At 53.5% G+C, this 23,844-nt stretch carries 25 protein-coding genes; 23 read left to right on the forward strand and 2 right to left on the reverse strand.

Going from position 1 to position 23,844, the window contains the following annotated elements:
* Window positions 1–72: 72 nt before the first annotated feature.
* From mtrB to KJS42_RS10755, 12 genes are all read left to right on the forward strand, one after another.
* Complete coding sequence (gene mtrB / locus KJS42_RS10700; RefSeq protein WP_155605369.1) at window positions 73–327, forward strand: trp RNA-binding attenuation protein MtrB; 255 nt, start codon at window positions 73–75, stop codon at window positions 325–327.
* A 111-nt stretch (window positions 328–438) separates the two neighbouring features.
* Window positions 439–978 (forward strand): hypothetical protein, encoded by a 540-nt coding sequence (locus KJS42_RS10705; RefSeq protein WP_155605368.1) that lies wholly within the window; start codon window positions 439–441, stop codon window positions 976–978.
* Between the two features lie 125 nt (window positions 979–1,103).
* Window positions 1,104–1,976 carry a heptaprenyl diphosphate synthase component 1 gene (locus tag KJS42_RS10710; RefSeq protein WP_155605367.1) on the forward strand — a complete coding sequence of 291 codons (873 nt, stop codon included), beginning with the start codon at window positions 1,104–1,106 and terminating at the stop codon, window positions 1,974–1,976.
* A gap of 12 nt (window positions 1,977–1,988) precedes the next feature.
* Window positions 1,989–2,717: a demethylmenaquinone methyltransferase gene (locus KJS42_RS10715; protein WP_155605366.1), complete on the forward strand. Its 729-nt coding sequence runs from the start codon at window positions 1,989–1,991 to the stop codon at window positions 2,715–2,717.
* Entirely contained in the window at window positions 2,710–3,582 is an 873-nt protein-coding gene (locus KJS42_RS10720) for a UbiA-like polyprenyltransferase (RefSeq protein ID WP_213622827.1), read from the forward strand. The genes KJS42_RS10715 and KJS42_RS10720 overlap by 8 nt, the downstream gene beginning before the upstream one ends.
* Complete coding sequence (locus KJS42_RS10725) at window positions 3,582–4,199, forward strand: UbiX family flavin prenyltransferase (protein WP_155605364.1); 618 nt, start codon at window positions 3,582–3,584, stop codon at window positions 4,197–4,199. The genes KJS42_RS10720 and KJS42_RS10725 overlap by 1 nt, the downstream gene beginning before the upstream one ends.
* The gene (locus KJS42_RS10730; protein ID WP_193415982.1) at window positions 4,180–5,049 is read left to right on the forward strand and encodes a menaquinone biosynthesis protein; all 870 of its coding nucleotides are present in this window, start codon (window positions 4,180–4,182) and stop codon (window positions 5,047–5,049) included. The genes KJS42_RS10725 and KJS42_RS10730 overlap by 20 nt, the downstream gene beginning before the upstream one ends.
* Entirely contained in the window at window positions 5,046–6,020 is a 975-nt protein-coding gene (locus KJS42_RS10735) for a polyprenyl synthetase family protein (RefSeq protein ID WP_155605362.1), read from the forward strand. The genes KJS42_RS10730 and KJS42_RS10735 overlap by 4 nt, the downstream gene beginning before the upstream one ends.
* 117 nt (window positions 6,021–6,137) lie before the next feature.
* Window positions 6,138–6,581 (forward strand): nucleoside-diphosphate kinase, encoded by a 444-nt coding sequence (ndk, locus tag KJS42_RS10740; RefSeq protein WP_155605361.1) that lies wholly within the window; start codon window positions 6,138–6,140, stop codon window positions 6,579–6,581.
* Window positions 6,572–7,405: a CheR family methyltransferase gene (locus tag KJS42_RS10745; RefSeq protein ID WP_155605360.1), complete on the forward strand. Its 834-nt coding sequence runs from the start codon at window positions 6,572–6,574 to the stop codon at window positions 7,403–7,405. Before ndk ends, KJS42_RS10745 begins: the two co-directional genes overlap by 10 nt.
* 268 nt (window positions 7,406–7,673) lie before the next feature.
* Entirely contained in the window at window positions 7,674–7,847 is a 174-nt protein-coding gene (locus KJS42_RS10750; RefSeq protein WP_167521176.1) for a hypothetical protein, read from the forward strand.
* Between the two features lie 351 nt (window positions 7,848–8,198).
* Window positions 8,199–9,530, forward strand: coding sequence for a hemolysin family protein (locus tag KJS42_RS10755; RefSeq protein WP_155605359.1), 1,332 nt, complete (start codon window positions 8,199–8,201; stop codon window positions 9,528–9,530).
* Here KJS42_RS10755 and KJS42_RS10760 read toward each other — a convergent pair.
* Entirely contained in the window at window positions 9,527–10,381 is an 855-nt protein-coding gene (locus KJS42_RS10760; protein ID WP_213622828.1) for a hypothetical protein, read from the reverse strand. The two genes, KJS42_RS10755 and KJS42_RS10760, sit on opposite strands and share 4 nt — an antisense overlap.
* A gap of 234 nt (window positions 10,382–10,615) precedes the next feature.
* Here KJS42_RS10760 and aroC point away from each other — a divergent pair, with 234 nt between their 5' ends.
* From aroC to KJS42_RS10815, 11 genes are all read left to right on the forward strand, one after another.
* Entirely contained in the window at window positions 10,616–11,785 is a 1,170-nt protein-coding gene (aroC, locus tag KJS42_RS10765; RefSeq protein WP_155605357.1) for a chorismate synthase, read from the forward strand.
* Window positions 11,785–12,888: a 3-dehydroquinate synthase gene (gene aroB, locus KJS42_RS10770; protein WP_213622829.1), complete on the forward strand. Its 1,104-nt coding sequence runs from the start codon at window positions 11,785–11,787 to the stop codon at window positions 12,886–12,888. Before aroC ends, aroB begins: the two co-directional genes overlap by 1 nt.
* Entirely contained in the window at window positions 12,881–13,255 is a 375-nt protein-coding gene (gene aroH, locus KJS42_RS10775; RefSeq protein WP_155605355.1) for a chorismate mutase, read from the forward strand. The genes aroB and aroH overlap by 8 nt, the downstream gene beginning before the upstream one ends.
* A 336-nt stretch (window positions 13,256–13,591) precedes the next feature.
* Window positions 13,592–15,154, forward strand: a complete 1,563-nt coding sequence (gene trpE / locus KJS42_RS10780; RefSeq protein ID WP_155605354.1) for an anthranilate synthase component I — start codon at window positions 13,592–13,594, stop codon at window positions 15,152–15,154.
* Between the two features lie 18 nt (window positions 15,155–15,172).
* Window positions 15,173–16,216: an anthranilate phosphoribosyltransferase gene (gene trpD, locus KJS42_RS10785; protein WP_213622830.1), complete on the forward strand. Its 1,044-nt coding sequence runs from the start codon at window positions 15,173–15,175 to the stop codon at window positions 16,214–16,216.
* Window positions 16,206–17,036, forward strand: a complete 831-nt coding sequence (gene trpC / locus KJS42_RS10790; RefSeq protein WP_213622831.1) for an indole-3-glycerol phosphate synthase TrpC — start codon at window positions 16,206–16,208, stop codon at window positions 17,034–17,036. The genes trpD and trpC overlap by 11 nt, the downstream gene beginning before the upstream one ends.
* A 1-nt stretch (window position 17,037) precedes the next feature.
* Window positions 17,038–17,703, forward strand: a complete 666-nt coding sequence (locus KJS42_RS10795; RefSeq protein ID WP_213622832.1) for a phosphoribosylanthranilate isomerase — start codon at window positions 17,038–17,040, stop codon at window positions 17,701–17,703.
* Window positions 17,703–18,902 (forward strand): tryptophan synthase subunit beta, encoded by a 1,200-nt coding sequence (trpB, locus tag KJS42_RS10800; protein ID WP_213623013.1) that lies wholly within the window; start codon window positions 17,703–17,705, stop codon window positions 18,900–18,902. Before KJS42_RS10795 ends, trpB begins: the two co-directional genes overlap by 1 nt.
* Window positions 18,899–19,720, forward strand: coding sequence for a tryptophan synthase subunit alpha (trpA, locus tag KJS42_RS10805; protein WP_155605350.1), 822 nt, complete (start codon window positions 18,899–18,901; stop codon window positions 19,718–19,720). The genes trpB and trpA overlap by 4 nt, the downstream gene beginning before the upstream one ends.
* Before the next feature lie 48 nt (window positions 19,721–19,768).
* A complete protein-coding gene (gene hisC, locus KJS42_RS10810) occupies window positions 19,769–20,866 on the forward strand; it encodes a histidinol-phosphate transaminase (RefSeq protein ID WP_213622833.1) in 1,098 nt (365 codons plus the stop codon).
* A gap of 36 nt (window positions 20,867–20,902) precedes the next feature.
* Window positions 20,903–21,997 carry a prephenate dehydrogenase gene (locus tag KJS42_RS10815; RefSeq protein WP_155605348.1) on the forward strand — a complete coding sequence of 365 codons (1,095 nt, stop codon included), beginning with the start codon at window positions 20,903–20,905 and terminating at the stop codon, window positions 21,995–21,997.
* 929 nt (window positions 21,998–22,926) lie between these two features.
* Here KJS42_RS10815 and KJS42_RS10820 read toward each other — a convergent pair.
* The gene (locus KJS42_RS10820) at window positions 22,927–23,826 is read right to left on the reverse strand and encodes a helix-turn-helix transcriptional regulator (protein WP_213622834.1); all 900 of its coding nucleotides are present in this window, start codon (window positions 23,824–23,826) and stop codon (window positions 22,927–22,929) included.
* Between the last annotated feature and the right edge of the window lie 18 nt (window positions 23,827–23,844).

The following is a 23,844-nucleotide window of genomic DNA, read 5'->3' on the forward strand; positions in this document are numbered from 1 at the left end:
GCTTTTTCTTTTCGCGGGAGGCGTAGATGGAGAGCAGTCTGTCAAATTGACGAAGGGAGAGGCGCAACCATCATGGATAACCAGCACAGCGGCGGAAACGATCAAGCGACGACCACCAGCGGAGACTATTTCGTGGTTAAAGCCAAGGAACAAGGGGTTACGGTCATCGGGCTGACCCGCGGGAAGGATACGCGGTTTCATCATACTGAGAAATTGGACAAGGGTGAGGTGCTCATCGCCCAGTTTACCGACCACACGTCGGCAGTCAAGGTTCGCGGCAAAGCGCTCGTTTATACGAAGCATGGGATGATTGACACGGAAGAATGATTTTCTATTCTGCAGGCATAGCCTGCTTTTTTTCTATGTAGAATGGGGTATAAGAAACTCTTGGACAGGAGGGACTCCGTTGTCCGAGTGTACCTGAAGGGGGAGTGCCCCATGAAACGAAAATTAGCCCTACGGGCCATACTGCTTACGTTCGGTTGTGCGCTGGCCATGGCGGGCGTAGCTTGGTTCAGTGAACACCCCACCCAGCCGCGGCAGGCGACCACGGTGTTTGCCGGACCGTCTCCGGCCGAGTTGACCGACGATAACCTCGTTGACGCATTAGTCCCGCTTCAGCTTCCGATGCCTATCGCTAAGGTCGAGCTGAACCGGAACATCTTGTCCATCGATCTGAAGGTCGAAGGCGATCAGGTTGGTGTCGATGACGTTTACCGGGGAATGGCCGAAATGGTTTCTTTTGCGTTCGAGCACACGAGTAATATTGATCAATTGCTGCTGCGCTTGATGGCGGAGGACCGATGGCTCGGCACCAAATATTTGCTCTTGGCTGCCGATGTCAGACGCAGCGAATTCTCGGCGGAGGAGCTGAACGCGCTTCGGCATGCCGGGAGTGGCGAACTGCCAGAAGCCCTGCGGCTGCGCATGCGGGTGACGGAAACCCGTTTATGGAAGTCGCGTTTTCTGCAGGAGTAGCTGACTCGAATGACGGATGTGTCGAATTCGCGTCTAGCCTCTGTGCGCAGTGAAATAACATATGCTATAATAGACAAGATTGTGACAGCTTTATTACTGAAAGATCAGCGGCACGGAGGCAAAGGATGAAACCTTATCGCATAACAGAATTGGCTAATAAGTATGTCAGTTATGACATGATTACCGCATACACGGCGCTTCCGGAGTTTCCGGTGCCCCGTGTTCGTTTGCTTTATACGTTTTTAAACGAGCGGGAGGGCCGTCCGCCCGAGTCGGCGGAAACATGCGCTTTAGCGGCCTTCCTTGTACAGCTCGGCATGGATACGCATGATCGTATCGACCTGGCATCCGGACTTGGCGAAGCGACGCGGGCAATGCGTTCGCGTCAACTCAAGGTGCTGGCCGGCGACTATTTCAGCGGCGTATTTTATCATCTGCTCGCGGGTGCCGGAGAGACGAATATGGTTCCACGAATGAGCTCGGCGATCTGCGAGGTGAACCGCTTGAAAGTCCAGCTCTACAGCAAATTGAAGCGGGTCGTATTGCCTGCTGAGGAGTACCTAAAGGAATGCGTCCATGTCAAAATGGGGCTTTTTCTTTCTTTTACGGAGCTGTTGGACAAGTCGGTTCAGCAGGTTTGGCGGAAACTTCTTGCTGAATTAAGCCGCTGTGAAGTCATGCTGGATGAAATCCAGGCTTCCTCTGAACTGCCGCACGACCGTAAAGGATATGCATATTTGCGGATTATGGAAACTGGGTCCTCGGAGGACAAGGATACGTTATCCGCACGTAAAGTTGGCGAACGCGACTGGACGCTGATGCTCGTGAAATACAATATCAAGGAACAGTTGATGTCCATGCTGCACCAATCGGTGGATCATGTTCAATCGCTGCTCCATGAATGCAAGAAGGAAACGGTACGAACTGAGCTCAAATCCATTCTTGAGCCTTTCATCAACGTGCTGTCACCAGCACGCCGATCCGTGCAAGAAGGGTAGGGAGATAAGCAGATGAGTCAATCGTCTTCATCCGAGACAAAAGAACAGTTCGTCCACTCCGTATTCGAAAGTATTGCTCCGAAATACGATATGATGAACGACCTGCTCAGCTTTAGGCGCCACAAAGCGTGGCGGAAATTCACGATGGCCAAAATGAACATGTCCCCTGGGGATAGGGCACTTGATTTGTGTTGCGGTACCTGCGATTGGACGATCAGTATGGCCGAGGCGAGCGGGGGACCGATCGTTGGTTTGGATTTTAGCGAGCAGATGCTGGAATACGGCCGCCGCAAGGTGAAAGAACGCCATCTTGATTCGTCGATTACCCTGATACAAGGGAACGCGATGGAACTGCCTTTTGAAGACAATAAGTTCGACTACGCCACAATTGGCTTCGGTCTGCGAAACGTCCCCGATTTACGTCAGGTACTGAGGGAAATGCAGCGCGTCGTGAAACCCGGAGGCAAGGTCGTTTGCCTGGAGTTGTCCAAGCCGACCTGGCAGCCGTTCAAAGGACTTTATTATTTTTACTTTCAGAAAATGCTTCCGATGCTTGGCAAGTTAGTCGCAAAACGGTATGAGCAATACAAATGGCTGCCCGATTCCCTCGTTCAATTTCCCGGCCGCCTGGAACTGGCGGAAATCTTCCGGGAGACGGGACTAGCCCGGGTCGAAGCGTATCCTTTAACCGGCGGGATTGCCGCTTTGCACATCGGAACGAAGGAGACGCACCATGTTTAAGAAAATCGTAATTTTTCTGCAGATGATCAAATTCGAGCATACCGTATTCGCTTTACCTTTCGCCTTTATGGCTGCCTTACTGGGATCCGTAGCGATTCATCAAGAGCTGCCTTCCTGGGCACAAATCGGCTGGGTACTATTAGCGATGATCGGGGCGCGCAGCGCCGCTATGGGGCTCAATCGCCTGATCGACCGTGTCAGCGACGCAAAGAACCCTCGAACCGCAAATCGCGCGATTCCTAAGGGCCTCTTGAAAATCGGGGAGGTTGTAGTGTTTGTCATTGCCTCCTTTGCTCTGCTGTTCTGGGCTGCTGCCGAGTTGGACCCGCTGGCGCTGAAGCTTCTACCCATTGCCGTTATTATGCTCGTATCCTACTCTTATACCAAACGTTTCACCTGGCTCTGCCACGTCGTTCTTGGCTTGACGATCGCTCTAGCTCCGCTTGGCGGATGGGCGGCCGTTACTGGACAAGTTGACTGGACCGCGATGGTATTCTTCGCAACCATTACGTTCTGGATTGCTGGTTTTGATATCATCTACGCTTGTCAGGATGTGGAATTTGATACCAAAGAAGGCCTTCATTCCATTCCCGTACGGTTTGGTGTTGCCAAATCGCTTAAAATCGCTCAAGCGTTTCATATGATCACCGCGCTGGGCTTCATCGCTTTGCTGTTGATGACGGATCTGGGATGGTGGTATGTCGCAGGCATGGTGATCGCCTATATCATTTTATTTTACGAACACCATATCGTTTCTCCGAGCGATCTCAGCCGGCTGCAAACGGCTTTCTTTACCATGAACGGCGTGCTTAGTATCGTGGTATTTTCCTTTACATTGATTGATTTGGTGGTGCGTCATAACTAATGGATAAAGCGAAGACGATCGTCGTCGGCATCACGGGAGCCAGCGGTTCAATCTATGGCGTGAAGCTGGTAGAAACGCTGTTAGGCATGAACTTCCTCGTCCATCTCGTCGTATCGAATGCGGGATGGAGAGTGATCAAGGAGGAGCTCGGCTGGAACACGAGCGACCGAGAGGCTGCGCTGCAAGAGCATTTCGGCACGCTCCCCGGGAAGCTGGTGTATCATCCGATCGCCGACATTGGCGCTTCAATTGCTAGCGGTTCATTTCTAACCCATGGCATGATCGTGATGCCCTGCTCCATGGGGACCCTGTCTTCGATCGCAAACGGAACATCGGACAATCTGATTGCTCGGGCGGCAGACGTCATGCTGAAAGAAGGCCGACCGCTAGTGCTGGTGCCCCGTGAAACGCCACTTCATGCCATCCACCTGGAGAATATGTTGAAACTGGCAAGACTCGGCGTACGTATGATTCCAGCGATGCCGGCGTTTTATTTCGGGCCGCAGACGATCGATGATCTGGTCGCGTTTCTAGTCGGCAAAGTGCTCGACAGTCTGGGGATTGAGCACGCGTTATTCAGAAGATGGGGGGATCAAGATGAACAACAGGGAGAATAAAGACATCCTCATCGGTAAAATCAGATATAGCAACGTTTGGCCCGTATTTCACTATTTCGACGTCACGCGCCTGCCACAAGCAAGCCAATTGGTCACCGAGGTGCCTTCGAAGCTGAACCGCCGTATGCTCGGCGGCACGCTCGATATTTCCCCGGTGTCTTCTTTTGCTTACGGGTACGGATCGGATCGCTTTCTGCTGTTGCCCGATCTTTCGGTCAGCTCGGACGGGCCGGTGAATTCGATTCTGCTGTTCTCGCGGAAGCCGCCGGAGCAAATCGCGAACGGGCGAATCGCGCTCACGAATACTTCGGCTACTTCGGTGAACCTGCTTAAGATCATTATGGAGAAGGCGTTTGGCGGCAAGCCGGATTACTGGGATAGCGAACCCGATCTGGAAGCGATGATGGCTGAAAGCGACGGAGCTCTACTGATCGGTGATCATGCAATTCAGGCTTCCTGGCGGGATCATGGTTATATCGTCACCGATTTGGGGGAAGTTTGGAAATCATGGACAGGTTATGGTATGACATTTGCGGTTTGGGCCGTTCAGAGAGAGTTTGCCGAAGCCAATGGTGACTATTTGGCCGAAGTGGCCGAAGCCTTTGTGGATAGCAAACGTAAGAGCTTAAGCGACGTATCCCCGCTTGTAGCCAAAGCCTGCACGGAAATCGGCGGCACGCCGGACTATTGGCAGCATTATTTTAAGCAAAACATTCGTTATGATTTTAACGAATCGCACCGCCAAGGACTTTCCTTGTATTTTGATTATGCCTATGAAATGGGATTGTTAGATCATCGAGTAGAAATGGGTATTTGGAGTCACAATTCGCTGACACGGGTGAAAGAATGAAACTACTGGATATTTTCGGTGCACTAAAAAAAGATATGGATTATATCGAACGGCAGCTGTACCGGAGCATCGACGGCGATGATGAGCTGCTGAGCGAAACGTCCCTGCACCTGCTGAAGGCGGGAGGCAAACGGCTGCGGCCGATCTTCGTGCTGCTTGGCGGGAAGTTCGGAAATTACGATCTGCAAAAGCTGCAATATATTGCCGTGCCGCTGGAGCTCATCCACTCGGCGTCCCTTGTCCACGATGACGTCATTGATGATGCGGACACGCGGCGGGGCAAAGCGACGGTCAAGTCTAAATGGGATAACCGAATTGCCATGTATACCGGCGACTATATTTACGCCAAGGCGCTGATGCAGGTATCCGAGCTGGGAAATCCATACATACACCGCATTCTGGCTAAGGCGATGGTGCAGATGTCGATCGGTGAAATGGAGCAGATCCGCGATTTTTTCAACACCGAGCAAAGTGTGCGTAATTATTTGTTGCGCATTCGCCGTAAAACCGCGTTGCTCATCGCCATCAGCTGCCAGCTTGGGGCGATGGCGGCGGATGCCCCGGATAAGGTGAACTCGCTGTTGTACCGTTACGGTTACAACGTCGGGATGGCCTTTCAGATTCGTGACGACCTGCTCGATTTGTTCGGGACCGAGAAGTCGATTGGAAAACCTCCGGGCAGCGATATGCGTCAGGGCAACATCACGCTTCCCGTCCTCTTTGCTCTGCAGGAGCCGGGGCTAAGAGAGCCGCTGCTGCGGGAAATTCGCGGCATTCAAGCCGGGGATGGAAGCGGAGAGGTATCCAGGGCCATCGAAATGATCCGAACCAGTTCCGGAATTGGTAAAGCAGAGGCGCTGGCGGACCGTTTTATTGCCAAGGCACTCGAGGCGCTGCAGCAGCTGCCTGTAACGGCGGCACGCACCCATTTGGAGGACATTGCGGAGTTTGTCAATAAACGCTCCTATTAAATCTTGATGCTTTACCGACTTCGCAAGAATCTGGTAAAATGCAGGTGAAACCGCCTTCTTGGGAGGGTCGGAATCATCGTATCTCAAATGATGCTGTTTAATTTCGGGAGGGGAACCATGGAAAGAACGTTTTTAATGGTTAAGCCGGACGGCGTACAGCGTGGGCTGGTCGGCCGAATCATCAGCCGGTTCGAGGATAAAGGGTTTGGGCTCATCGCAGGCAAGCTGGTTCAGGTGACGGAAGCCCAGGCGAAGAGGCACTACGCAGAGCATGAGGGCAAACCTTTCTTTGATGAGCTCGTTGGCTTCATTACTTCCGGACCGGTATTTGCCATGGTTTGGGAAGGGGACGATATTATCACCTTGTCCCGCATGGTCATCGGCAAAACAAAAGTGACAGAGGCGCTCCCTGGCACGATTCGCGGCGACTTTGCCGCCCATACGCCTTTTAATCTGATTCATGGTTCCGACGGAGTGGAAAGCGCGGAGCGGGAAATCGCCAATTTCTTTGCACCGCAGGAGCTTGTGCCGTACACAAGAAGCGTGAGCCCATGGATCTGAACCGGATGATCCCCGACTTACCTCGGGCAGACAACGCAGAGACGACACTGGACCCCGATTACCTCGGCTTTATCCAAAGCATCAAGAAAAGCACGGGAATCGATTTGGCGCAATACAAGGAAGCGCAGATGAAACGGCGTCTGACGACGTTGCGCAACAAGAATGGCTATGCAACATTTGCGGATTTTTATACGGCAATGATGAGTAATAAGCCGTTATTTTATGAATTTTTGGACAAGATGACAATCAACGTGTCCGAGTTCTGGCGCAATCCCAACCGTTGGGAAGTGCTGAGGGATTCGGTGCTGCCGGAGCTGGCGGCCGGACGGCCGAAGCTGAGAGTGTGGAGTGCGGCTTGCTCGACGGGAGAAGAGCCGTATACCCTGTCGATGATCCTCGCAGATCTGGGGCTTCTGCCGAACACCTATCTGCTGGCGACGGACATCGATGATGGGGCGCTAGGCAAAGCCCAAGAAGGGTTGTACCTGGAGCGCTCGCTGAAGGATGTGCCCAAAGCGGTAGCCGAGCGTTATTTTTCGCCGGAAGGTCATATGTTCCGGTTTGATCCAAAGCTAAAGAAAGCAGTGACGTTCAAGAAGCAAAACCTGCTGCTGGATACGTTCGAAGAGGGCTTCGACCTGATCGTTTGCCGCAACGTCATGATTTATTTTACGGAAGAAGCAAAACAAGGGCTTTATCATAAATTTTCGCGTGCGCTTCGTCCCGGCGGCGTCTTGTTCGTAGGCAGCACGGAGCAGATCTTCTCCCCCGGCCAATATGACCTGGAGGCGGCGGAGACGTTCTTTTACCGCAAGAAGGGGTAAGGGGCGGATTCGAAGCCGATTTCGCTTCACCCGAGCTACTTCGCGATCAAAAGTTTTGGCTTCTTAGCGTCGAGAAGGTTGGATGAAGTTGGGAGTGAGTAGCGGAGCGTAGGGAGGCCTACGTGAGCAACGGAGCGAGCAACTGAATTCAAGATTCGAAGCCGATTTCGCTTCACCTGAGCTACTTCGCGATAAGAAGCCAAAGAGATGGTATAGAATGGTTTGATGTATCCTATACTGGGACCATACAGTCAATGGAGGTCAGGTCATGGACAAGCGAAAGGTGATCGAAGCGTACCGGCGGGGATTCTTGACGCCGCAGGAATGTGCGCAGGTGCTGGGCATCGAGGGTCCGCATCTGAAAAGAATGCTGGAGGATTTTCCGTTAGATCCTCGGCGCGCTGCTTCCCTGGAAAATCAACCCGCTTCGGGACTTAGATAGGCTGACAGTAGGCCCAAACGAATTGAAGATCGGTAACAGCGTCGAGGTTTCGCCATGCAGGGCGGGATACGGCGCTTTTTTTGCGTTTCACCGTTTGAAGCGTTCTTGACAGCAGCAGGGGGGCTTTCTATAATAATTAATAAATTCAGGTCAGGAGAGGTTTCATCGATGAGCGATTCGGACGACCCGGAGAGTAGCAACACAGCACAAATAAAGCATAACTTATTCGTCATCGACGGAGTTCAGGCATAACCTGCGTCAATTTTTTGGCGGCGGGTTATGCCTTTTTGCGTATATCCGCGGGGCGACAACCTCAAACTAAAACGGGGAAATTTTTGGAGGTGGAATGAATTGTTGGAACTCTTGGTCATTTTGATCTTAATTTTGATTAATGCTTTTTTTGCCGCATCCGAAATCGCCTTGATCTCCCTAAACGATAACAAAATCAAAGCGATGGCGGGACAGGGCCACCGGAAAGCGAAGGTCATCGTCGGTTTGCTCGGCGAGCCCAGCAAGTTCCTGGCTACGATTCAAATCGGGATTACCTTGGCGGGCTTTTTTGCCAGTGCCTTTGCCGGGGAGAGCTTTGCCGGTGACCTGGCTGCTTATCTGATCCGCTTCGGGTTGCCGATTCCCGAAAACGTGCTGAGTACGATCTCACTGATCGTCATTACGCTACTGCTCTCCTACTTCCAGCTGGTACTTGGTGAATTGGTGCCGAAGCGGGTCGCGATGAAAAAAGCCGAAGCCATGGCGATGTTCGCGGCCACGACGTTGTCGGTGTTATCCAAAGCAACCGCGCCGTTCGTGAAGTTGCTGACAACTTCCACCAACCTGCTTGTGCGTCTATTTGGTATCGATCCGAATGCCAATGATGAAGAGGTCTCCGAAGAAGAGATCCGCATGATGCTGGATACCGGGGAGGAAATGGGGACGATTCAACCTAGCGAACGGCTGATGATCAACAATATTTTTGATTTCGATAACCTGACCGTATCGGATATCATGACGCACCGCATCGACGTCGTGGCGATTCCTGTGGATGCCGATCAACAAACCGTGGCCGAAATCGCTGACAAGGAGCAGTATACTCGGTTCCCGGTGTACGAGGAGACGGTTGATAACCTGATCGGAATTCTGCACAGCAAGGATTTAATCCGATTTTTGCGCACCGGGGAGAAGGAAAACTGGAATTTGCAGGAGCTGGTGACGCCGCCGTATTTTATCCCGATATCGAAAAAAACAAATGAGTTGTTCGAGGAAATGCAGCAAAACCGCATCCATATGGCGATTGTCGTGGACGAATATGGCGGCACCGCCGGAATCGTGACGATGGAGGATTTGCTGGAGGAAATCGTCGGGAATATCTATGACGAGCACGATGAGGAAGAGCGGGAATACGAGCAGATTGGCGAGGGCAGTTATCTGTTCAGCGGCACGATTTCCCTCGATGATGCCCAGGACATCCTGGGTATCAAGTTGCCTATCGAACACTACGATACCCTGAGCGGGTTTATGATTGGGCAGCTCAAACGTATTCCGACGATCAATGAAAAGCCGGAATTCGAGTACGGCGGCTATGTGTTCGTCGTGCGCGAAGTCGGGCAGCACCGGATCCGCAAGCTGGCGGCAGTCAAGAGAAACGATGCGCCCGTTTTGGAGGGGGCGTTGCGGGAGGATTAATACGACGGTTCGCTTTCGATTTTCTGAAGAATAATCCACCACTGAGAATCAAAACCGTCGAGTGTAATTTCACGGAAGCCTTTAAGCTCGCGCAGCCACTCGCGCGTCATCGGGATCATGTGCTCGAATACATCGGGGGGATAACCCCAATCCAGATCGAGCTGGAACAGGTAGTGATTCATCGCAACGTAGCCGCCGGACCGAAGGGTTCCCAGCAATGCGCGCATCAATTCCAGAAAGGGTTCCTTGACTTGAGCGGCCAAAGTATTCCGCGACGACTCCTGCTTGACGAGTTCGATCATGCGCGGCAGAAGTTCCATCCATTCGGCGTGTACGGTATCTATGCCCGCTTTGTCGCAAAGGATGGACTGAATCACATCGTTGACGGCATGCTGGAAAGCGATGACGTCAACGGTGCCTTTGCCGGTGTAATCGGCAATACGCACGGCATCATCCTCGATGATGTTCATCTTCAAGGCTAGCGATTCGGTTTTGCGGGACAAACTGTCGTTCAGCGCTTTGTTCATGTTGGCCGTGATGTACAGGCCTTTAGGATGCGTGCGGGCCATCGCTTGCGGAATCATGTCTGCGTCGCCCGAAGCGATCTCTAGCAGAACCAGGTCTTCGCCGGGATGGAGGAGACGAAGCAATTCCGCCCAACGCGCCCGAAAATACGCCTCGTTGACGCTAGTAAACTCAGCGAGCGGCTTTTCAAGCAAATTTTTAAGCTGCCGCGCGACTTCCTTGCCGGAGAAGGATTGGAAATTCTTGAGTTCGTCCGGGTTTAAGTATGTGTGCGCGTGATCTTCCAAGAGAGGGAAGCAGGTTTCGAAGTGGTCAAGTGGCTTCATAACAAGGTCCTTTCCAACTCAGAGTTTTGGATTATGCCATTAATGTAATACCGGTGTCGGGGGTGCGCTATGATTTTTTTCGGCTCCTCCGCAAAGCGGTTCGGAAACGAAGGAAATTCTCGCAAAAGCGAATCACCACGTGACAGAATGCAGCAATCAATATTATAATGAGCAAAGATATCATCGGGTTTTAGCTCTTTACAGTTTAACAGTTTAAAGGGGGAACGCAACAACATGAGTTTACGATACTTAACAGCGGGGGAGACGCATGGACCCCAGTTGACTGCGATTATTGAAGGTTTGCCAAGCCATCTGGAACTGGATTTTGAAGCGTTGAATTTTGAATTGGCCCGTCGTCAAAAAGGGTATGGCCGGGGACGGCGGATGCAAATCGAGAAGGATACGGCGCAAATCGCCGGCGGCGTCCGTCACGGGTATACGACGGGAGCGCCGGTGGCGTTGGTCGTGGAGAATAACGACTGGAAGCACTGGCAGAAAATCATGAATATTGAACCGATTGAAGGCACGGATGAAGAGAAGCGCAGAGTTCACCGTCCTCGACCGGGGCATGCCGATTTAAACGGTGGCTTGAAGTATAACCATAAAGACCTGCGCAACGTGCTTGAACGTTCGAGCGCACGCGAAACCGCGGTTCGTGTCGCCGTAGGAGCGGTGGCCAAGCAACTCCTGGAGCACTTTGGGATTCGCATCGCCGGTCAGGTCATCCGTATTGGTGAAATCGAAGCGCCGCCTCATAACTTGCCGTTAGACGAGTTGGCACGGGTAACGGAGGCTTCCTCAGTACGGGTTGCCGACGCCGAGACGGAGAAGAAGATGGAGGCTTATATCGATAAAATCAAGGAAGAAGGCGACTCCATCGGCGGGATCGTCGAATGTATCGTCGAAGGCGTGCCGGTCGGGCTGGGCAGTCATGTGCAGTATGACCGCAAGTTGGACGGACGCATCGCGCAAGCGGTGATGTCGATTAACGCGTTCAAAGGTGTGGAAATCGGCATCGGTTTCGAAGCCGGGACACTTCCGGGCTCCAAGGTTCATGACGAAATCCTGTACAGCGAGGAGCGGGGCTACTATCGGGCCACGAATCGGCTCGGAGGCTTCGAGGGCGGGATGACCAACGGCATGCCGATCGTCGTTCGCGGAGTAATGAAGCCGATTCCGACGCTGTACAAACCGCTGCAAAGCGTCGATATCGACACGCGCGAGGCGTTTGCCGCCCAAGTGGAGCGTTCGGACGCCTGTGCCGTTCCGGCGGCTAGCGTCGTGCTGGAGCATGTGGTTGCTTGGGAAGTCGCCAAAGCGTTCCTGGAGAAATTCGGCGGCGATTCGATCGGGGAGATCGAGCGTAATTACCAGGGCTACCTGGCTCAGTTGGAGGAGTATTGATGAGAACGTTGCAGGTTGACTTGGGCGAACGTTCTTATCCGATTTATATCGGCGGCGGTTTGCTGGGGAAAGCCGGGGATTTCTTCGAACAGCATCAGCTGTCGACGAAAAGCCCCATCCTGATCGTGACCGATGACCATGTCGCACCAAAGTATTTGCCGGTTGTCGAAGCCTCACTGCAGGCCAAAGGATACCGGACAGTCAGCAAAGTGGTCAAATCCGGAGAAAAGTCAAAATCGCTGGATGTTTACGAGGATGTCATGACCACGGCCATTGAAGGAGGTTTGGACCGCCGCTCAGCCGTGGTAGCGCTCGGCGGCGGCGTCGTTGGCGACTTGGCCGGCTTTGTGGCGGCGACGTATATGCGCGGCGTAACCTTCGTGCAGATGCCGACAACGATCCTGGCCCACGACAGCAGTGTCGGAGGAAAGGTCGCGGTGAATCATCGGTTGGCTAAGAACATGATCGGCGCTTTTCATCAACCTGAGATGGTGCTTTATGACGTGGACAGCCTGCAAAGCTTGCCGCCGCGCGACGTCCGCGCCGGCCTGTCCGAAATGATCAAGCACGGATTGATTTGGGATACGGCTTTTGCGGACTGGTGCCGCGACCATACGGCCGATTTGTTAGCTCTTGATCCCGAAGCGCTAGGTTACGGCTTAACGCAAGGCTGCTCCATCAAGGCCCAAGTCGTATCTGTTGATGAACGGGAGAACGGACTCCGCGCGATCTTGAACCTCGGGCATACGTTAGGCCATGCGATCGAAGCGATCGGCGGATACGGCGAATTCTTACATGGTGAAGCGATTTCGATCGGAATGGCCGCCGCAGCGAAGCTGGCGGTGAATCGGGGCAGGGATCCGCAAATTTATACGGATACGGTGTCCATCCTGCGAGGCTTTGGTCTGCCGACGGCCATGCCGGCTCATTTAAACGAGCAGGATTTAATCGGAGCGATGATGCACGACAAGAAATTTAAGGAACAGACGATGGTATTTATTTTACCTGTGGCGATCGGGCAAGTGGAAATTGTCTCTGATGTGACTTTGGATGAAGTTCGCCAAGTGATCGCTGAATTGAAAGAGGAGGGACAATATGTATAACCGAGGCATTCGCGGAGCAACAACGGTAGCCCGCAACGAGGAACAGGAGATTCTGGACGCGACGGCGGCCTTGTTGAAAGAAATCGTAGCGCGCAACGAAATCGAACCCGAGGATATTTGCAGTGTCTGGATCACGGTGACACCAGACCTGGATGCCACCTTTCCTGCCCGTGCCATTCGGGTCTTAAGCGGCTGGGATATGGTTCCGTTGATGTGCTCGACGGAGATCCCGGTTCAAGGTGCCCTGCCGAAATGTATACGCCTATTGATTCAGGTGAACACAAGCAAAGGACAACGGGACATGAAGCATGTTTATTTGAACGAAGCTCGCAGTTTGCGGCCGGACTTAAGTGTTTCCGGATCTTGAGCAGGTTTGGGTTGCCAAACGGGTTGTCGATAAGGTATAGTTATTTTAGATTTTAGATGAGTGTAAGTTAGATGAGTGTAAGTTAGTTGAGATTTTTGAGCGTTTTGAATTGAGACATTTTAGAGCTGAGTAGAGATAAGTTGAGATGAGCTGAGTTTAGCTGAGCGAATAGCCTGTTTCCGGGCGCGATTCTTGTCCTTTCCTTTTGTGGGGAATGAGAGGGAATACGCGTGATGCGGAGCAGTGCTTTCCCATAAACCGCAAATCCCAGAACCTCTACTTCGGTAGAGGTTTTTTTATTTGGCTCTGAACCAAACCGAAAAGGAAGTGAGAGACATGGCAACCCCGCAAGTAGAACAGGTCATTGCTTTGGCGAACGAATACAATCTGATCCCGATTGCCCGTACGCTGCTCGCCGACATGGAAACCCCGATTCGAATCTTCCGCCGTATCGCCCAGCGGGAGCGGGCATTTTTGCTGGAGAGCGTAGAAGGTGGCAGTCAGTGGGCACGGTATTCTTTTATCGGCACCGATCCGTTCCTGACCATCTCGGCCAAGAAAGGCGAAATTACGGTCGGTCGTGAAGGCGGCGAAGAGCGGCTGCGCTCGTCCCGGCCCGTTGATGAGCTGAAGGCGATCCTGCGGGGCTACCGCAGTCCGAAGCTTCCGGAAATGCCGCCGTTTACAGGCGGGGCGATCGGGTTTTTCGGTTATGATCTGCTGCAATATTATGAGAAGCTCCCTGCGCATCAGGTCGATGACCTGAATCTGCAAGATATGCAGTTTATGTTCTGCGACCAAGTGATTGTGTTCGACCACGTAAAACAACGCATCTTGCTGGTGGCCAACGTGCACGTCAAGCCGGGTGACCGCGATGAGGATATTCGCCGGGCTTATGCGGAGGCGGAGACGAAGCTGGATCTGGCGGCCGATCTGCTGCAGCAGGAAGGGCCGGGCGAGAGCTTTAACCGCAGGCCGCTGCCGGCGGTGACCGACCTCGGTGACGTAAAGTCCAACCTGACGAAGGAGCAATTCATCGCAAATGTAGATAAGGCGAAGGAATATATCCGCGCGGGCGATATTTTTCAAGTGGTGCTCTCGCAGCGATTCCATATCGAAACCGAAGTCGATCCGCTTCACGTTTACCGCGTCTTGCGGACGCTGAATCCGTCGCCGTATATGTATTATCTCAAGCTGGACGAGGAAATTATCGTTGGGACGTCGCCCGAGGCGTTGGTCAAGGTAGAGAATGACCGTGTGGAGACCCGCCCGATTGCCGGAACGAGACCACGGGGGGCCACAGAAGCGGAAGACTTGGCGCTGGAAGCCGAGCTGCTGCAGGATGAGAAGGAACGGGCGGAGCACCTAATGCTGGTCGACCTCGGCCGTAACGATTTGGGCCGCGTCTCCGATTTCGGCAGTGTCACATGCGAATCCTATATGGATATCGAGCGTTACTCTCACGTCATGCACATGGTATCCAAAGTGTCCGGCAGGCTGCGGGATGACAAGGATTTTTTCGATGCCTTTCTGTCCTGCCTGCCGGCTGGGACGGTATCGGGTGCGCCGAAGCTGCGGGCTATGGAGATCATTGCCGAGCTCGAGCGTGAAGCGCGAGGTACCTACGCCGGAGCCATCGGCTATCTTGGGTTCTCGGGGAATATGGATTCCTGCATTACGATACGCACGATCGTGTTCAAGCAAGGGAAGGCTTACGTGCAAGCGGGCGGGGGCATCGTGTGGGATTCGATTCCGGAGAACGAATATCAAGAGTCGGTAAATAAAGCCAAGGCGCTCTTGACGGCAATCCGCACCGCGGAGCAGATGTTTCCGCCTCCGGCACGAAACGACGATATCATTAACCAGGATTACCTATACGAATATACTCCGGGGAACTAAAGAGAGGAGCGAATCGATATGACGACAGGACAGCAAACCGTTCAAGCGGGCATCAGCCGCTTAATCGAAGGACAACATTTGGCGCGGGAAGATGCGCGCGGCATGATGCAGGCCATCATGAACGGCGAATCAACGCCGGCCCAAATCGGCAGCCTGTTGACGGCACTGCGAATCAAAGGGGAAACGGTTGAGGAGATCACCGGTTTCGCGGAAGCGATGCGTGGTGCCTCCAGCCGGATTGATACGGAAACACAGAAGTTACTAGACACGTGTGGCACGGGCGGTTCCGGCATCCATAAAATCAATGTGTCGACGACGGCAGCCATCGTTGCGGCATCGGTATCGGTCCGCGTGGCGAAACACGGCAACCGATCGGCATCCGGCCGTTCAGGCAGCGCCGATGTGCTTGAGGCATTAGGCGTCAATATTCAACTGGACGCCGGACAGGCAAAACGCTGCCTTGACGATATCGGCATTTGTTTCATGTTCTCACAGCTGTATCATCCATCGATGAAACATGCGGCTGGACCTCGCAAGGAGCTGGGCATCCGTACGGTCTTCAACATGCTGGGCCCGTTGACGAATCCGGCAGGGGCGGATCGCCAGGTACTGGGTATCTACGATGGAGGTAAAACATTAACGATCGCCGAAGTGCTGCGTGAGTTGGGGTCCAAACGTGCGCTAGTCGTCAGCAGTCGAGAAGGGTTGGATGAGATTAGCATTTCGTCCCCAACACGGGTATCTGAACTGAAAAACGGCGAGATTAGAACCTATGATCTTCAACCGGAAGATCTAGGGCTTCGCACGTATCCTCTGGAGGCGATGATCGGCGGCGATCCGCAGACGAACGCGGAGATCGTTCGTCGTGTACTGCAAGGGGCACCGGGAGCCCACCGGGACGTAGTCTTGGCCAACGCAGGCGCTTGCGTGTATGTGGCCGGTCTGGCGGACAACATTCGTGAAGGGGTTGCCATCGCTGCGGAAGCGATTGATTCGGGGAAAGCCCTTAACAAGCTAGAGCAGCTTATTCAGACAACGGAGGAATTAAGTTATGTATCTTGATCGGATTGTGGAGACGAAAAAAACGGAGGTTGCGCGTTTGGCTGAAACCTTCTCCATCGCAGAAGCGGAACGCCACATCGCGGCGATGGCGCCGACACGCGGCTTCCACTCCGCCCTTACGGCGGGCCGGAAACGGGACATGGGATTAATCGCCGAAGTGAAAAAGGCGTCTCCTTCCAAAGGATTGATCCGTCCGGACTTCCATCCGGTTCAACTGGCAGCGGCGTATGAAGCGGCAGGAACCGACTGTATCTCCGTACTGACGGATGAAACGTATTTTCAGGGCAGCGGGGCTTACTTGAGTGCGATTCGCGAGGCGGTAAACGTGCCGCTGCTGCGCAAGGATTTCGTGATCGACGAGCGACAGATCTATGAAGCTCGGCTGCTAGGTGCCGACGCGGTGCTGCTGATCGCGGCGATTCTGAGCGATGTCCAGTTGCGTGACTACTTGGCTCTCGCCACGGTACTGGGGCTCGACGCATTGATTGAGGTCCACGACCGCGAGGAGCTGGATCGGGTCCTGGCACTGCCTGCAGCGAAGCTGATCGGTATTAACAACCGGAATCTGCGGACCTTTGAGGTGTCCCTGGAGACAACGGCCGCGCTGGCCGCACTGGTGCCGCCGCATGCGACACTGATCAGTGAGAGCGGGATTCAGACACGGGAAGATGTGGAATTCTTGCAGCGAAACGGCGCAAAAGGTGTGCTGATCGGGGAAACTTTTATGCGGAGGGCTAACGTTGGGGACGCAGTACATGATTTGATGGGACCGATACTTCAAGCTGCAGAACCGAACAACAATGCGAAAGGGACGACGTAACATGGGGGAAGCCGTCGTAAAAATTTGTGGACTTCAAAGCGTTGAAGTGCTAAAATCTATGGTGAACTTACCCGTAGATTATGTCGGATTCGTGTTTGCCAGAAGCAAGCGTCAAATCAGCGGAAGCCGTGCGGCGGAGCTGCTTCCCGTGCTTCGAGAGTGGAGCGTGGAGGCGGTTCCCCAGAGCGTTGGGGTTTTCGTCAATCCGACCTTGGAGGAGCTGGACGAGGTTTTGCGGCAGGCGCCGCTGGACATCCTGCAGCTCCACGGGACGGAAAGCCCGGAGTTTTGCCGGAAGGTCAAAGATGCGTATGGCGTCAAGATTTTCAAAGCTTTTTCGGTGAAAACGGACGGAACGGTCCATGCCGGTGCAACCTTGGCGGAATATGACGGCGTGCTGGACGGGCTGCTGCTCGATACGTACGACCCGAATTACGGCGGAGGCTCCGGCATCACGTTTGATTGGGCTGCTGCTGAACCCTATCGACAATGGGCCAAGGAGCACGGAATTCCGTTCTTGGCGGCCGGAGGACTACATCCCGATAATGTTAGGGTGTTGATCGAGACCTTGCAGCCGGACGGTGTTGACGTCTCAAGCGGGGTTGAAACGGACGGCGTGAAGGATATCGCGAAAATGACAGCATTCGTAGAGAGGGTGAAGGGATGATGAAGCAGGTACCGGATGAGCATGGACGTTTTGGCCCTTTTGGAGGCCGTTACGTGCCGGAAACGCTGATGAACGCATTAATCGAATTGGAAGAATCCTATTTGAAATATAAAGATGATCCCGAGTTTCAAGCGGAGATTGCTTATTTGCTGAAGCAGTATTCCGGGCGGGAGACCCCGTTGTATTATGCAGAACGCCTAACGCAGCACTTGGGCGGGGCCAAAATTTACCTGAAACGCGAGGATTTGAACCATACCGGCGCTCACAAGATCAACAATGCGATCGGGCAGGGGATCCTGGCTAAGCGGATGGGGAAGCAGAAAGTCATCGCAGAGACCGGCGCGGGCCAACACGGTGTGGCAACCGCCACTGTTGCCGCTTTGTTAGGTCTAGAATGCAAAGTGTTCATGGGCGAGGAGGATACGAAGCGGCAGCAGTTGAACGTGTTTCGGATGAAACTCCTTGGTGCAGAGGTCGTTCCGGTGATGTCGGGTACTCGGACTTTGAAGGATGCCTGCAACGAGGCGCTGCGCTATTGGGTCAGCAACGTGCATGACACGTTTTATATTCTGGGGTCGGCCACCGGGCCGCATCCGTATCCGATGATGGTGCGGAATTTCCAACGCATTATCGGCGATGAAACACGGGAGCAGATTTTACGGGCGGAAGGTCGGTTGCCGGAGATGCTCGTCGCTGCGGTTGGCGGCGGGAGCAATGCGATCGGGATGTTTTACCCGTTTGTCGAGGATCAGGAGGTTCGTCTCGTAGGTGTGGAAGCCGCCGGCAAAGGTGTCGATACTGAATTCCACGCTGCTACGATGACCAAAGGGACGAAAGGCGTCTTCCAAGGCTCGATGAGTTATTTGCTGCAGGACGCATTTGGTCAGGTGCTGCCGGCTCATTCGATTTCCGCCGGTCTGGATTACCCGGGGATTGGTCCGGAGCATTCTTATCTGAAGGATATCGAACGCGCGAAGTATTACCCGATAACCGACCGCGAAGCGCTGGATGCACTCCAACTGCTGAGCCAGACCGAGGGGATCATCCCGGCCTTGGAATCGGCGCACGCGGTGGCGCAAGTCGTGAAGATGGCCCCGGCTATGAGTCGTGACGAGATCGTCGTCATCTGCTTGTCCGGCCGCGGAGATAAAGATGTGGAGTCAATTATGGCGTATACGGAAGGCGGGGGAACGATATGAGTCAACCTACGGACCACTTGCTTGACGACACGTTTGCGAAGCTGAAGACGGCGGGGAAAACCGCGCTGATTCCGTTTGTAACTGTCGGAGACCCGGACCCGGAAACGACCCTCGATATTTTAGCGGTGTTGGAGGAGGCCGGTGCCGATGTGGTGGAGTTAGGTGTGCCATACTCCGACCCCTTGGCGGACGGTCCGGTCATTCAACGGGCGTCAGAGCGTGCTCTGGTCCATGGGATCACGGTCGCTTCCTGCATCGAGACAGCCGCCAAAGCCCGAGAACGGGGAATCCGTCTTCCATTCGTCTTGTTTACTTATTACAATCCCGTGTTGCAAATGGGATCGGATCGTTTCTTTGCTGCCGTGAAGGAAGCGGGGATCAGCGGTTTAATCATACCAGACCTTCCCTATGAAGAGGCGGAGGAGGTTCTGGGGTTAGCGGATGCAGCGGGCGTTAGGCTGATTCCGCTCGTAGCTCCAACGTCCAGTGGCCGGATCGCGCAGATACTGGAACGTGCCCGCGGATTTGTTTACTGCGTTTCCTCGCTCGGCGTCACCGGTGAGCGGGCTACGTTTAACGCCAGCGTTGACGAATTTATTGCGTCCGTTAAAGCGCAAACGGATTTGCCTGTCGCCGTTGGCTTCGGGATATCCAGCCGGGAACAGGTTGAGCGTTTTGCGGCCATCTGTGACGGCGCGGTGGTCGGCAGCGCGATCGTGCGAAAGATCGAAGAAAGCTTGCCGTTGTTGGCGCAGGCGTCCACCCGGGACCAAGGGTTGTTGCAAATTCGCGACTTTGTGGCAAAATTGAGATTATAGATTTTTTAGAGAATAGCACAACAAGTCATTTGAGGGAGGAACCTATCCATGTTGCCGAAACCCCAGATCGTCAATTTGCCGGTGTATCAACCCGGTAAACCGATTGAAGAAGTAAAGAAGGAGCTCGGGCTCAAGGAAGTCATCAAGCTGGCTTCCAATGAAAATCCATATGGCAGTTCGCCACGTGTCCGTGCCGCTATCGAGCAGGAACTGGCTAACTTAAGCTTGTACCCCGATGGCAGCGCTGCAGAGTTGACCGAAGCGTTAGCCAGCCAGCTTGGCGTTGGGAAGGAACAAATTATTTTCGGCTGCGGTTCGGATGAAATTATCGCCTTGATTGCTCGCGCGTTTTTCCTGCCTGGCGACGAGACGGTGATGGCGGATCAAACGTTCAGCGTGTATAAGAGCAATGCCGATATCGAAGGGGCCGTCAGCATCGAAGTGCCGCTGAAGGATGGTACCCACGATTTGGAGGGAATGCTCACCCGCATTGGGAATAAAACGAAGGCGGTCTGGATCTGCAATCCAAACAATCCAACCGGGACGATCGTGCCTCATTCCGAACTCGTATCTTTTCTTGATCGGGTTCCGGGACATGTGCTGGTCGTATTGGATGAAGCGTACGCCGAGTATGTTACCGATTCGGCTTACACGAACGGGATTGCCTTGCTGAACCAATATCCCAATCTGGTTGTGCTTCGTACGTTCTCCAAGATCTACGGTCTCGCCTCGCTGCGCATCGGTTACGGCGTGGGTCAACCGAGTGTTATCAAACTGATTAACCAGGTTCGCGAGCCGTTTAATACATCTCGGATCGGTCAAGCGGCGGCCAAAGCGGCCTTGGCTGATCAAGAATTCGTGGCCGATTGCCGCACCAAGAACCGTGAAGGTATTGCTTATCTGTATGGCGAGTTCGAACGGCTGGGTCTTACGTATTTTCCGGCACACGGCAATTTCATTATGGTTGATGTTCAGCGTCCGGCCGGTGAAATGTTTGGGTCGCTGCTGCAGTTAGGCATTATCGTGCGGGCGGGCTTTTCGAAATATCCGAATTTCGTGCGGGTCACCGTAGGATCAGCGGAACAAAACGCCAAATTCGTGACCGCCTTGGAGCAGGTGCTTGGTAAATCGGCAACCCGGGTTTAATCTCCTAATTTATTCGCAGAAAATGAGTGAGAAACGATGACAACGAAAATTGCCATTTTTGGCGTTGGTTTGATCGGAGGTTCGCTGGCGTTGTGCCTGAAAGGCAAGCCGGGAATCACGGTCGTCGGCCATGCCCACCGTCCGGAATCCCTGAAACGCATCGAGGAGCGCGGCGTCGTTGACGCCGCGACTCTGTCCATGGAAGAGGCGGCGGCGGATGCCGACTTTATTTTTTTGTGCGTGCCGGTAGGGCTCCTGGAGGATTACCTACAGAAGTTGACTGAACTTCCGCTGAAGCCTGGCTGCATTGTGACGGACGTCGGAAGCACGAAGGCGGCCGTCGCCGCTTGCGCGGCGAGAATTTCTCGCCCGGGCGTGCATTTTATCGGGGGCCATCCGATGGCCGGCTCGGAGCGTTCTGGCGTTGAGGCCGCTTCATCGTTCTTATTCGAGAACGCCTATTACGTGTTGACGCCGTCTCCTGACGTACCGGACGAGGCTTACCAGCGCTTAGAACAGTTGCTGTCACACACTAAAGCGCAAATCGTCCGCGTCGACCCGGTCATGCATGACGAGATCGTTGGAGCGATCAGTCATCTGCCGCATATCATTGCGGTTGCACTGGTAAACCAGGTACGCGATTACAACGACGGCAACGGGCTGTACCGCATGCTGGCGGCCGGCGGTTTCCGCGACATCACGCGGATCGCTTCGAGCGACCCGGTGGTTTGGCGGGACATTCTGCTCAGCAACCGCGAAGTGTTGCTTGGCTTGTTGAAGGATTGGAACCACGAGATCGAAGGTTTCATCTCCTTGCTCGAGGAACAGAACGGAGAAGGGATCGAAGCCGCGTTCCAAAAAGCAAACCGGTTCCGCAGCGAGTTGCCGGAGCGGCGCAAAGGGGCGATCACCTCTTTGTTCGACATCTACATCGATGTGCCCGACACGCCGGGGATCATCGGGCAAATCGCGACTGAGCTGGGCCTTCGGCACATCAACCTGAGCAACATGCAGATTATCGAAAGTCGCGAGGACGTTCCGGGTGTGCTGCGCTTATCTTTCCGTCAGGAAGGGGAGATGGAGAGGGCGAAGGCGCATCTCCAATCCCTAGGCCACACCGTCTACCTTTAAGAGGTTGTTTTAAATTCGGCTTTTGATCACGAAGGGGAATCGAAGGGGAGGCTCGGCGTCGAATCTTGAATTCAGCCGGGCCTTCCGCTGCTCACGTAGGATTTGCCTACGCTGCGCTGCTCAGTCCCTAGCTTCATTCAACCTTCTCGGCCTGATGTGTGATTTCAGCTAACGGAACTCAGAGACGCTATTTGTCCGCTTTTGGTTCAATTTTGTTGCTAACAGACCCAGAAGACCTTATTTTGGACAAAAGCGTCTCTTTAGGTACCATTCAAGCCCAATAAGGTCACTAGAGTCCGTTAGAACGGGAAATGACTGGGAAAGAGCCTTGGGTTCCGTTACACACTCTTAGCGAACGCGAACTTCGTGCCCCTATGCTTCTATTTCCGCTTACAAACCGAGGAAGCAGGGATGTTTTCGATGTCAAACTAAGAGTTGAATGGGATATGGCAACCCCTTGTGGATTGAGAAATGAAAGCGCTCAAAAAAAAGTGTTGACAGAATGAAAACGTATACATATAATAAAAGTACAGTATGGTTTCTCTCCACTCCTATCCAATAACTTCTTGCTCGTGAGTGAGCAAGGACCGCTTCGAAAGAAGCGGTCTTTTTTTTGTCTTTTTACACAGCAGGCGATAAATCTATACGATAAATTGTATAGATATCGTCCATTTTCCTGAATTCAGCCGATTATATATGAATTATCATGCTTATTTTGGCCGCGGGAGTGCGGTAGACATGTTTCTGTATGAATTTTCGAATAGATCTCGTACATTTGGGTGTTCATGACAAGTTATATATGAAAAATCGAATACAATGGGACAACACTTGAACGGTGATTACAGATACGACACCCACAGGGGGCATCGGCACAAGTGGCACAAGACATCCGTTGGCCCTGATTAACGAACATGCCTTATGAAAAAGCGCTACTTCGCCAAGCACGCCTGTTGCTTGCGGTAAGTGAGCGGGCTGATGCCGTATTTCTTCTTGAACGCCTTGCTGAAGTAGTAGATGTCAGGAAAGCCGGCTTGTTCGGCGACTTCCTTAATGAGCAAGGAAGGCTGCAACAGCAACTCGCAGGCTTTGTCCAGACGGATTCGGTTCATTTCCTCGATCAGAGTCCGGCCGGTTTTTTGTTTGTACAAGCGGGATAGATGGCCGTAGCTCATATGCAGCGAGGCTGCCAACGCTTCAACATTCAGCCGGTCCCCGCGAAAATCCTCCAAATAAACCTCCACTTTGCGGAGCAACGCGTCACGGGCTTGCACTGGCTCTGTTGCCACTGACGCATGGCGTACGGTCACTCCGGACAAAACCTCCAGCAATTGCACCAACAGCAGCCGCAGATAAAAAGGGGACCGCCCGCTCTCCGCTTCGGCAAAGAACTGGAGCAACAGCGACCGGATGCCGTCATTATCGCGGTAAGCGCCGGGGGGCCAATCCTTCAGACGACCAAGCCGTCCAAGAAAGCTATCGTCAGCGGTATCTACTTCGCCTGGTGAAGGCCGAAACCGCCATCGCAGGCAGATGCCTTCATGCGGATCTTCGCGAGAATAGTCGTGAGCATGGGTCATCCCCGGCGGGATCAGAAAAAATTCGCCCGCGTGAACCATCACGTCCTGATCAATGAAGCGAGTTTGCATCCGACCGGACAGGACGTAGTTGAATTCGTACCACGTATGCGCGTGGGGAGGGCATTTTCCAGAACCGCCGGTTTGTTCTATCACGATATCGACCCAATCGACCACGGCATCCCCCACCGCGATTTCACCACAGATTCCGTTCAGTACAGAAGCCAGTTCGTTCCGCCATTTTTTCAAATCCATAGGCAGGTGCTCCTTTGT

The organism is Paenibacillus sp. J53TS2 (assembly GCF_018403305.1).
GTDB classification, from domain to species: domain Bacteria; phylum Bacillota; class Bacilli; order Paenibacillales; family Paenibacillaceae; genus Fontibacillus; species Fontibacillus rhizolycopersici.

Excerpts from the sequence above, each read along its gene's own strand:
- KJS42_RS10725 (WP_155605364.1), top strand. The coding sequence starts at position 3,582 with ATGGATAAAGCGAAGACGATCGTCGTCGGCATCACGGGAGCCAGCGGT.
- trpA (WP_155605350.1), top strand. The coding sequence starts at position 18,899 with ATGAGTCAACCTACGGACCACTTGCTTGACGACACGTTTGCGAAGCTG.
- trpC (WP_213622831.1), top strand. The coding sequence starts at position 16,206 with ATGTATCTTGATCGGATTGTGGAGACGAAAAAAACGGAGGTTGCGCGT.
- ndk (WP_155605361.1), top strand. The coding sequence starts at position 6,138 with ATGGAAAGAACGTTTTTAATGGTTAAGCCGGACGGCGTACAGCGTGGG.
- KJS42_RS10815 (WP_155605348.1), top strand. The coding sequence starts at position 20,903 with ATGACAACGAAAATTGCCATTTTTGGCGTTGGTTTGATCGGAGGTTCG.
- KJS42_RS10820 (WP_213622834.1), bottom strand. The coding sequence starts at position 23,826 with ATGGATTTGAAAAAATGGCGGAACGAACTGGCTTCTGTACTGAACGGA.
- aroH (WP_155605355.1), top strand. The coding sequence starts at position 12,881 with ATGTATAACCGAGGCATTCGCGGAGCAACAACGGTAGCCCGCAACGAG.
- aroC (WP_155605357.1), top strand. The coding sequence starts at position 10,616 with ATGAGTTTACGATACTTAACAGCGGGGGAGACGCATGGACCCCAGTTG.
- KJS42_RS10735 (WP_155605362.1), top strand. The coding sequence starts at position 5,046 with ATGAAACTACTGGATATTTTCGGTGCACTAAAAAAAGATATGGATTAT.
- KJS42_RS10705 (WP_155605368.1), top strand. The coding sequence starts at position 439 with ATGAAACGAAAATTAGCCCTACGGGCCATACTGCTTACGTTCGGTTGT.
- trpB (WP_213623013.1), top strand. The coding sequence starts at position 17,703 with ATGAAGCAGGTACCGGATGAGCATGGACGTTTTGGCCCTTTTGGAGGC.
- aroB (WP_213622829.1), top strand. The coding sequence starts at position 11,785 with ATGAGAACGTTGCAGGTTGACTTGGGCGAACGTTCTTATCCGATTTAT.
- KJS42_RS10750 (WP_167521176.1), top strand. The coding sequence starts at position 7,674 with ATGGACAAGCGAAAGGTGATCGAAGCGTACCGGCGGGGATTCTTGACG.
- KJS42_RS10795 (WP_213622832.1), top strand. The coding sequence starts at position 17,038 with ATGGGGGAAGCCGTCGTAAAAATTTGTGGACTTCAAAGCGTTGAAGTG.
- trpD (WP_213622830.1), top strand. The coding sequence starts at position 15,173 with ATGACGACAGGACAGCAAACCGTTCAAGCGGGCATCAGCCGCTTAATC.
- KJS42_RS10720 (WP_213622827.1), top strand. The coding sequence starts at position 2,710 with ATGTTTAAGAAAATCGTAATTTTTCTGCAGATGATCAAATTCGAGCAT.
- mtrB (WP_155605369.1), top strand. The coding sequence starts at position 73 with ATGGATAACCAGCACAGCGGCGGAAACGATCAAGCGACGACCACCAGC.
- KJS42_RS10730 (WP_193415982.1), top strand. The coding sequence starts at position 4,180 with ATGAACAACAGGGAGAATAAAGACATCCTCATCGGTAAAATCAGATAT.
- KJS42_RS10760 (WP_213622828.1), bottom strand. The coding sequence starts at position 10,381 with ATGAAGCCACTTGACCACTTCGAAACCTGCTTCCCTCTCTTGGAAGAT.
- KJS42_RS10745 (WP_155605360.1), top strand. The coding sequence starts at position 6,572 with ATGGATCTGAACCGGATGATCCCCGACTTACCTCGGGCAGACAACGCA.
- hisC (WP_213622833.1), top strand. The coding sequence starts at position 19,769 with ATGTTGCCGAAACCCCAGATCGTCAATTTGCCGGTGTATCAACCCGGT.
- trpE (WP_155605354.1), top strand. The coding sequence starts at position 13,592 with ATGGCAACCCCGCAAGTAGAACAGGTCATTGCTTTGGCGAACGAATAC.
- KJS42_RS10715 (WP_155605366.1), top strand. The coding sequence starts at position 1,989 with ATGAGTCAATCGTCTTCATCCGAGACAAAAGAACAGTTCGTCCACTCC.
- KJS42_RS10710 (WP_155605367.1), top strand. The coding sequence starts at position 1,104 with ATGAAACCTTATCGCATAACAGAATTGGCTAATAAGTATGTCAGTTAT.